The sequence below is a fragment of the Acaryochloris sp. IP29b_bin.137 genome, assembly GCF_028285745.1.
Classification (GTDB): Bacteria; Cyanobacteriota; Cyanobacteriia; order Thermosynechococcales; family Thermosynechococcaceae; genus Acaryochloris.
Window position 1 is genome coordinate 1 of sequence record NZ_JANQOP010000308.1, and the last position, 9088, is coordinate 9088.

The 9088-nt window shown below is 47.2% G+C and carries 8 protein-coding genes; 5 read left to right on the forward strand and 3 right to left on the reverse strand.

What is annotated here, in order from left to right; translation table 11 throughout:
- Positions 1 to 187 precede the first annotated feature (187 nt).
- Positions 188 to 919 (reverse strand): DNA repair protein RadC, encoded by a 732-nt coding sequence (gene radC, locus Q0991_RS21400; protein ID WP_299492385.1) that lies wholly within the window; start codon positions 917 to 919, stop codon positions 188 to 190.
- 400 nt (positions 920 to 1319) lie between these two features.
- Between radC and Q0991_RS21405 the strand changes: the two genes are divergently transcribed.
- Both Q0991_RS21405 and Q0991_RS21410 read left to right on the forward strand, forming a co-directional pair.
- Complete coding sequence (locus Q0991_RS21405; RefSeq protein ID WP_299492387.1) at positions 1320 to 1877, forward strand: NUDIX hydrolase; 558 nt, start codon at positions 1320 to 1322, stop codon at positions 1875 to 1877.
- 252 nt (positions 1878 to 2129) lie between these two features.
- On the forward strand, positions 2130 to 3434 hold the full coding sequence (locus tag Q0991_RS21410) for an AAA family ATPase (RefSeq protein WP_299492389.1): 1305 nt from the start codon (positions 2130 to 2132) through the stop codon (positions 3432 to 3434).
- A 396-nt stretch (positions 3435 to 3830) separates the two neighbouring features.
- Here Q0991_RS21410 and Q0991_RS21415 read toward each other — a convergent pair whose 3' ends face one another.
- Positions 3831 to 5732 (reverse strand): DUF642 domain-containing protein, encoded by a 1902-nt coding sequence (locus Q0991_RS21415; protein WP_299492391.1) that lies wholly within the window; start codon positions 5730 to 5732, stop codon positions 3831 to 3833.
- A 281-nt stretch (positions 5733 to 6013) separates the two neighbouring features.
- Between Q0991_RS21415 and Q0991_RS21420 the strand changes: the two genes are divergently transcribed.
- On the forward strand, positions 6014 to 6835 hold the full coding sequence (locus Q0991_RS21420; RefSeq protein WP_299492393.1) for an ion transporter: 822 nt from the start codon (positions 6014 to 6016) through the stop codon (positions 6833 to 6835).
- A 144-nt stretch (positions 6836 to 6979) separates the two neighbouring features.
- Here Q0991_RS21420 and Q0991_RS21425 read toward each other — a convergent pair whose 3' ends face one another.
- Positions 6980 to 7249 (reverse strand): YciI family protein, encoded by a 270-nt coding sequence (locus tag Q0991_RS21425; protein WP_299492395.1) that lies wholly within the window; start codon positions 7247 to 7249, stop codon positions 6980 to 6982.
- Between the two features lie 126 nt (positions 7250 to 7375).
- Between Q0991_RS21425 and Q0991_RS21430 the strand changes: the two genes are divergently transcribed.
- Positions 7376 to 8005: a ribonuclease H-like domain-containing protein gene (locus Q0991_RS21430; protein ID WP_299492397.1), complete on the forward strand. Its 630-nt coding sequence runs from the start codon at positions 7376 to 7378 to the stop codon at positions 8003 to 8005.
- 6 nt (positions 8006 to 8011) lie between these two features.
- Positions 8012 to 9088 (forward strand): DNA replication/repair protein RecF (recF, locus tag Q0991_RS21435; RefSeq protein WP_299492399.1); only part of this gene is annotated, 1077 nt, incomplete at its 3' end.

Genomic DNA, 9088 nt, shown 5'->3' on the forward strand with positions numbered 1-9088 from the left:
AACCCGTTGATCGCTACTCTAATCACTGCGTCTTATCCTTTATTCAATTAATAACCAATTTCAAGCCAGTAGTGACCCTCAATCATCATATCGTACAAGGCAGCCCTATTCTGCAAAGACTTCATGCCTAATCAGAGAGGGGGAAAAGGCCCCAGCAATGTCGTGAACCACTTGCTAGCACCTTAACTTAACTTTCTTGGGGGCACTCATCCCAAAGCGAGGTAGTTTGCCGAAGACTTGTAAAATCTCCATTCCCCAAAATGAGGTGATCCAGTAAGGGTAAGCCTAATATTTGTGCTCCTGATAGCAACTGCTGCGTAAGGGCAATATCTTCTGGGCTGGGATCAGTCTGACCAGAGGGATGATTATGGGCGATGATCGCTCGCGTTGCGCCCTTGCGAATGATTTCACGAAAAATATCCCGTGGATGGGCCAGGGTTTCAGTCGCCGTTCCAATGCTGACGACTTGAGTCCCTAACAGTCGATGTTTGACATCTAATAAAAGAACTGCAAATCGCTCTTGAGGTTGCCACATTAACTCACCCGCTAGGGCCGCTGCTGCAATGGCCGGATCATCAATAACCGTCAATTCAGGCGGACGGGCTTGGCAAATCCTTTTACCCAACTCAACGGCGGCCAGAATGGCGGTCGCTTTAGCAGGTCCAACCCCTGCAATTTGGGTCAGTTCTGAAGCATTCACATCTCGCAAGACCATCAATGGATCTTGTTGATGTTCACTAAACTGCTGGAGGATATGTTGACCTAACCCTACTGCGGATAGCTTGCCAGGCCCCTGACCTGTGCCCAATAAAATAGCGAGCAGCTCAGCATGGGTTAAATATTTTGCACCTTGAGCCATCAAGCGCTCCCGAGGGCGATCGCTTTCAGGTAAATCTAGAATCCTTAAGCTGTAGGTCATTGCAGGCAGATAACGGGTTCCTAAGTGAAATAATGAATATTGAAACTCGCACTCTCGCTTATTACACCCACTTCGGCAGATCACTCAGACAGGGTAAAGGGTCTACGTTACTCAACGTTTCATTCAAAATCTTTGGGTTGATACCTTGCCGAACGAGTCCGGATTCTCTCAACCGCACTGCCTGCTACTACTCCCAGGAAAACTTTCTTTTGCGCTTGACTGCAACACTAACCACAACCAGCAATACGAAAAGAAAACCATAAAAAAGCAGATCGAAGCGAAAGTGTGAGACATAATAGCTGCGGAAGACATCCCTAAACCAATGGATAGTGAACGCTAAATATCGTTCTTAGCCATTGGCCATCATTGACACTGCCATCTGAGTTACGACATCACTACTGTGAAATTTAACAATAGACCCAACCGTTGTATTGAAGTTGCTGGGAAAACCTGTTGGATTAGCCGAGATGTGACGGTTTTAGCTGTTACTTTTTTCGTTATCGGTGACACGGCCTACATCCCTTTGGGGTTGCGGGGGGACCAAATGCCGACTGAATCAGGAAAGTGGGGTCTACCCGGTGGATATTTGGATTACGATGAAACGGCTGGGGAAGCAGTGATTCGAGAAACTTGGGAGGAGTTAGGTCTCAATATTCCCCATTTGCAGACGCAGTATCCGTTTCAGGGCTCTTTAGACCAGCCTTACTACGTCGCCTCCCAGCCTCTAAGACGGCAAAATGTGTCCTTGCGTTTTCCCATGATGTTCTTTTTAGAAAACACGACTCAACTGCCGCCCCTACAACCCCAAGTTGCCGTGGACGAGGTTGCCGAAACACGCTGGTATCCGTTAGAAACAGCGATACAAATGAAGCTGGCGTTTAACCATCAAGCGATCATGCAGCACTGCTTGGAAAGCTACTACAAAGATATTTGGTCTCCAGCAGTCTTCTCATCTTGATCTGGCCCACAGGCTTACCGACCATGATTGATCGTTGAAGACTAATCTGAATATTTTTTGCTGATATAGAAGGGTGTAGTAGAGCTGTTGAGGCTGCGGCTATCTCTAAAGACCTTCCAACCGTTGTCCAAATCATTGCCTGTGTACTTGAGGCGAAGGCAGTTGAAGGTCTGTACTTCTATATCAATTTGATATTTTCCCTGGAAACGTTGCATTAGTATGGTGAAGATTATTCTTCATCACTGCTAACTTATGGCAGTTAAGACCAAAGCAGGCATCACCCTCACAGCGCATCAACAGAATGCCCTGGACAAACTCCATGACTTTTTAGATAGCCCAGAAAGGCTATTTGTCCTGGAAGGATATGCAGGTACTGGCAAAACTACTCTTTTACAGGCCTTCGTCTCCCAATTAAAAGATCGAGGTGATCGTCGCGCTATTGTTTTTAGCGCCTTCACCAACAAGGCCACCAAAGTTTTGCACCAGATGGTGTCTTCGTGGAAATTGGACGTCGAATGTCTCACCTGCTGCCAGCTTCTTGGGCTTCGCCCCCAGATCAATCCAGAAACTGGGGAGCAAGAATTTATCCCAGATCAAAATGAGCAAAGTTCCTTTGGCAAATTTGCCTTGGTGGTGATTGATGAATGCTCAATGGTCAACTGCCATTTGTGGGAGCTATTGCAAACAGAGCTATACACCTTTCACCTAACCACTCAGATATTGTTTGTGGGCGATTCTGCTCAGCTTCCACCCATTAATGAACCCGCCTCCCCAACCTTTCTTGAAATTTCTAGTAAGGCCCAGCTGACGGAAGTCGTGCGCTATGGCAGTTCTATCGGTGTACTGGCAGAATCCGTTCGTTGCAATTTAGGGACCTACAGACTACCAACCTTCCACACAGATCTCAACGAAGATAAAACCGAAGGTACCGTCGTGCTTCGACAGTCTGACTGGACCAAACAGCTTCTTCGGGCCTTTACCAGTGACAAAGGTCAGGAAGATTCTGATTATGTGCGGGCCTTGGCCTATACTAACCAGCGGGTTGCCGATCTCAACCAGCAAATCCGTAACGCTATTTTTGGCGAAAACGCCTGCCGCTTCGTACCAGGGGAACGACTAATGGCTATGGGGCCTGTATTTCGGCGCAAGGATGAAATTGTGATGCAAACCTCCTCCGAATGCTGGGTGGAGGATGCCTATGAGGATGACGCCTCCGGTTGGCAGGTATGGCGATTATATGTAGTCACCGATGCCAACTTCGACGTTGAGGTTACTGTTCTACATGAGTCCGAACAGCAACGATTTCAGCAAGAATTGAAACGTCTAGCGGAGGCCAGACGGTGGCAAGATTTCTGGTTGCTTAAACAGCAACGATTTGCCAACTTAAACTATAGCTATGCATTAACTGTTCACAAGTCCCAAGGATCTACGTTTCAGAATGTATTTGTTGACTTGCCTAACCTGATGCGCAACCACAATATTCGCGAACGCAACCAACTACTGTATGTTGCTGTAACCCGAGCAGCCAAAAGGTTGTTTGTTTGCAAAGCTCGCTAATCCCTTTTCATCAAGGCTTTCAGGATATGAATGATTCTTTTTTATAATTTCATTGAAACTTCTACAGAAGTTATACAAGAACAACTTGTGGTTGGACATTATCTCAACCGTGGCCTTGTAATACTAATGATGTGAGGAAAAAACAAACTCCTCTAAAACCAGCTCCTAAACCTAGCATCGTCCAGTGAACACTTCCACACTACCCACACCACAATCCCAGACAAATGCCTGGATGATACACCCCGTGATGTTCCACCCATCACGCTCCCAAGAAAATACCCCAACTGCCGAGGCAATTGAGGTACAACTGACACATAATGGGAACACAACAGCGTTTCAGAGATAAACTAGCCCAAATAGAAAGGCAGTTAGCACTAAAAACAAGGGAAAGAAAAACTAGAAAGTAACAGCAGAGCTAACATAATAAAAAGCAGCATCAGACAAAGAAAGCTGAGAAGTACCAGAAATTTTTGCAATTAACTCATCAGCACCATCGACACGTCCATCTTGGTTGGTATCTAGATAAAGATTGATGTCTTGAGATGTAGCTCCTAAAACATAGTCAGACGCTGATCCAGCTAACTGAATTTTGTCTTCTTGGGCGTTAAAGTCAGTAATCACCGCAAAATCATTGGTGCCTGCCAGTAAGTCATTTCCATCGTTATAGAATGCAACTTCATTCCCGAGGATAAAATGATCTTTACCAGCACCCCCTATTAGCCAATCCACTGATCCTTGACCAAAGTTAGCGTTTGGATCGACCCCGATTAAGATATCGTTACCTGAACCACCGATTAGGGTGTCATTGCCAAGGCCACCTTCTAAAATGTCGTTGCCTTGGTCCCCAGACAGGTGGTCGTTGCCATTGTTGCCTAAGACAATATCATTGCCTTTGCCTCCAAACAGCAAGTCATTCCGGCTTGTAGAGACAGATTCGAAAACAGTGACATCATCAAGGTAACCGCCTAAGCTGTCATCTTTACCCGCTGCTCTGAATTCTAGAGCAGTCGTATCGCCTTCACTCGCCTCAACTGTATAGGTATAAGTTTTCCAAGCTTCGGTCTTACTGAATCCAGTGATGGTGTCGAGAAGTTTCCCGTTCCAGTAGACTTCGATGGAGTTACTCGCTGCAGAGACACGAGGACGAGGGGTGTAAGCAAAGGAGATTTCGTAGGTTTTACCTGCTTCAGTATCTAAATTCTGCATCATGCCACTGTTGTTATGGCTATCTAGCTCAACTCGAGCTTTGCCATCATCAGCCTTGCCAAACTGCTGAACTTCAATTCCTCTCCCATGCGTCGTCGTCCATCCTTCGACGGAGCCAAAGACCCCCCAGCGACGCTTGCCGAGCCGATTGTCTTCAAAGCTACCGTTAACCACTAAGTTACGAGGCGCAATGATGTCTTCTGCGCCACCATCGATAATGTCGTTGCCAGTACCACCGAAGATCGTATCGTTGCCAGTGCCACCGTTGAGGATGTCATTACCCTTACCCCCTTCAACATAGTCGTCGCCTTCGCCACCGTATAAGGTGTCACGACCTTCGTTACCAAAGAGGGAGTCGTTGCCTGTGCCGCCGTAAATCAGATCTCGACCTTTGCCACCACTTAAGACATCATGACCAGATTCACCGTAGAGACTATCGTTGCCTGTTCCACCCGACACCCAGTAGTCATCCCCAGTTCCGCCAATCAATTTGTCATGGCCTGCGCCACCTTCTAAGACATCATTGCCATCTTGACCCAGGAGCGTGTCACGACCACGACCACCTTTGAGGACGTCATGACCTGCACCACCATCTACTAGGTCACGACCTGCGCCTCCTTCAGCGTAGTCGTCGCCTTCGCCACCGTATAAGGTGTCACGACCTTCGTTACCAAAGAGGGAGTCGTTATCAGCACCCCCTGAAAGGAAGTCATGGCCTTTGCCACCACTCAAAACATCGTTGTTATCTTCACCGTAGAGACTGTCGTGGCCTACTCCTCCGGAGATCCAGAAATCGTCACCAGGGCCCCCGATTAGCTTGTCATTCCCGGCTTCACCTTCAAGGACATCATTGCCGTCCAGACCGAGGAGAGTATCATGGCCGCTCCCTCCTTTAAGGTGGTCATCATTCCTACGCGCATCTTCGAGGTCATTGCCTTGGCTACTGTATGCAAATTCTTCACCTTTGGTCGTGATGAGGGTGCCATCCCCTTGTTCACCCAAATAGTAATTGAGATCAAGGTCTTCTAGATGAGTGTCTTCTTCTAAAGAGCCGACTAACAAATCGTCATTCTCAGTTCCAAATACCTGCATACTTCTGGCCTTTATCTCGTGTGTATATACAGGCTATTCATTGCAGTTAGCTTGAAGGTCAATAAAAATGCACATAAGAATAACTTATGAATTGCGGCGTTATTGCGCTGCAATCCATTACTGAAAAGGCTTTAGATTTATTTTATTTTCAGGCAAATATTTTTCTAGCCGGAGATGTCATCCGCAGAATTACGTATTTTTCTGGAAAGTTTGAATGACATCATCACCTCAATAACTGCTAACTTATGGAGGTAAATCAGGTTTTAAATATAGGTGAACAGATGGGGGGTAAAAGAACCAAAACTTGGCGAAGACGAGTTTTTGAAATTTTAGAAGTAGCCGATGCCGGCGATCGCGCGAGTCAGATTTTTGATATCAGCCTATTAGCGTTGATCTTGGCGAACTTGGTCGTCATTACCTTAGAGACCGTTAAAGGACTAACACTACAGTATCGGGCCTATTTTGAGACTTGTGAGACCGTTAGCATTACGATTTTTACGATCGAATATCTCCTGCGGATTTGGTCTTGTACTGCGGCCCCAGACTTTAAGCATCCCTTGCTGGGACGGATTAAGTTTCTGTTCACGCCACTGGCCTTGATCGATTTAATGGCGTTGGCTCCGTTTTACTTACCGTTGTTTATTCCAATTGATATTAGGTTTATTCGCTTTGTGCGCCTGCTTAGAGTTCTACGGTTGTTCAAGCTCAGTCGATATTTTCACTCTTTTCAAGTATTGGGGAATATTCTCAAGTCGAAGCGAGATGAGTTATTGGTCACGCTGGTGGGCGTTTTGGGGCTATTATGGTTAGCTTCTACACTAATGTACTTTATTGAGCATGATGCTCAACCTGAGGCATTCGCCAATATTCCTGCCACGATGTGGTGGGGCGTCGCGACTTTGACTACAGTGGGCTATGGAGATATCTACCCTGTGACGACAGCGGGTCGAATTTTAGGGAGTTGTATTTCTATTTTAGGAATTGGGCTGTTTGCATTACCAACGGGTATTTTGGCCTCTGGCTTTACTGAAGAGCTTGAACGGCGTAAACAGAAACTCTCACCCCAACAAAAGACATGCCCTCATTGCGGAAAAATTGTCTAGCCTTACATATTGCTTAAGTCGTTCAGCAGATCTTCGGCATTGGTCTCTAGGCCAACCTGCTCACATAGTCTTTCTCTAACAAGGCTTTTCTCTTCACCCAAGTATGGGAAGTAAAAATCAAACTGGTCAAGATATAGCTATGGGCTAAATTGCTTGAATCCATTCTCGGATTTCGTATTCGGTCCAAATTCCGTTTTGCCAGTAGGGATCGGACTCCACAAGATTGCGCACGGTGGCTTCATCGTCGGCCTCATAGATGCCAAAGACCATTTTGATATCTTGGGTGGGGCCAATCGTAATCAGTGTTCCAGCTTCTTTTTGAGCATTGAGGCCATCTAAGTGAGCTTGGCGATAGGGGGCCCGTTTTTCTAGCACTCCATCGCAGTAACTTCCCCACATGACGTACTTCGGCATTTTGTTGCGCTCCCCTAACACTCTGTGGTGATGATTATAGCGGTCAGGCTGCCTTTTTCTGAGGCTCTTCTGTTGAACCTTCCCTAATTTCTGTACAATGCCCATCAGAACGTATGGGGGCATTGAATGGCACTTAGTGAGTTTCAGGTTTGCGATCGCGATCTTAGCGACGCCTTTCTCCAGGACTATCTCCAGGCGGATCGGATTGCGGTAGATACCGAAACCATGGGATTGAAGCCCCATCGTGATCGCCTCTGCCTAGTTCAGATTTGCAATCCTGAAGGTCAAGTCACTGTGGTGCGAATTGCCCAGGGACAAATGGATGCGCCCAACCTCAAGCAACTGATGGAAACAGACAAAGTTTTGAAGGTGTTCCACTTTGCCCGCTTTGATATCGCCACGCTGCTCCATCACCTTGATATTGAAACCATGCCGATCTTCTGCACCAAAATAGCTAGTAAATTGGTGCGAACCTACAGTCCTCGTCATGGTCTGAAGGAGCTAGTCAGAGAGTTAGTAGGTGAAGAACTCGATAAATCAGCCCAAAGTTCCGATTGGGGGAATGCGGAAAATCTCTCGGAAGAGCAATTGAACTATGCCTCGAATGATGTCCGCTATTTGCTATCAGCCCAAGCCACCCTCGTAAAGATGCTAGAGCGAGAAGAGCGTCTAGAACTAGCCATGGCTTGTTTCCAGTGTCTACCGACTATCGTCACCCTTGATCTGATGCATTTTGACAATATTTTTGAGCATTAAGCCCTTGTGTATCTCCAGCAGCTTCACCTGATCCAATTTCGCAACTATATCGCCCAGCAGGTGGAGTTCTCTGCCCCCAAAACCATTTTGGTGGGGCCAAATGCTCAGGGAAAGTCCAACCTATTAGAAGCAGTGGAGCTGCTTTCAACCTTAAAATCTCATCGAGTCAGTCGCGATCGCGACTTGGTTAAAGACGGTGAATCCCTCAGTCAAGTAACAGCGACCCTCCAGCGGGAAAGCGGCCCTCTTGATTTGAGTTTGACCCTACGGGCCAATGGCCGTCGTACCGCTTCCGTTAACAGTGAAACAATTCGCCGCCAGCTCGATTTCCTCGGACACCTCAATATTGTCCAGTTTTCCAGCCTCGATATGGATTTGGTGCGGGGTGGACCTGGAGAGCGTCGGAATTGGCTGGATGCGGTGCTGGTGCAGTTAGAACCTGTCTATGCTCATTTGTTGCAGCAATATCAGCAGGTCCTTAAGCAGCGTAATGCTTACCTGAAAAATCATCGTGCTGACGATGCGCCTCAGGTTGACCCCCAGCAACTTATTCTTTGGAATCAGCAATTGGCAGCGAGTGGTTCACGGGTGATTCAGCGGCGTCAGCGGATGTTGATGCGTTTAGTTCCCCTGGCGGGCCACTGGCACCAAACCATTAGTGGTCATCAAGAACAGTTGGAAATTCTCTACACCCCTAACGTCCGCTATGACCCGCAATTTCCTGAGCAGCTCTATCCCCAGTTCCTTAGCCAACTGGAAGAGAAGTCGATGCTGGAGCAATTGCAAGGTTTATCCCTGGTCGGTCCCCATCGGGATGAAGTTACGCTCCTGATTAATGGCACTCCTGCCCGTCAGTACGGGTCACAAGGCCAGCAGCGCACGTTGGTATTGGCTCTGAAGTTAGCGGAGCTGAAGCTGATTGAGGAAGTGGTGGGTGAAGCCCCCTTACTGCTCCTAGATGATGTGCTAGCGGAGTTGGATCTGAATCGGCAAAACCAGCTTTTAGATGCGATTCAGACTCGCTTTCAAACCCTGATTACGACCACCCATTTAGGTGCTTTTGATGCTAAATGGCTAGACTCT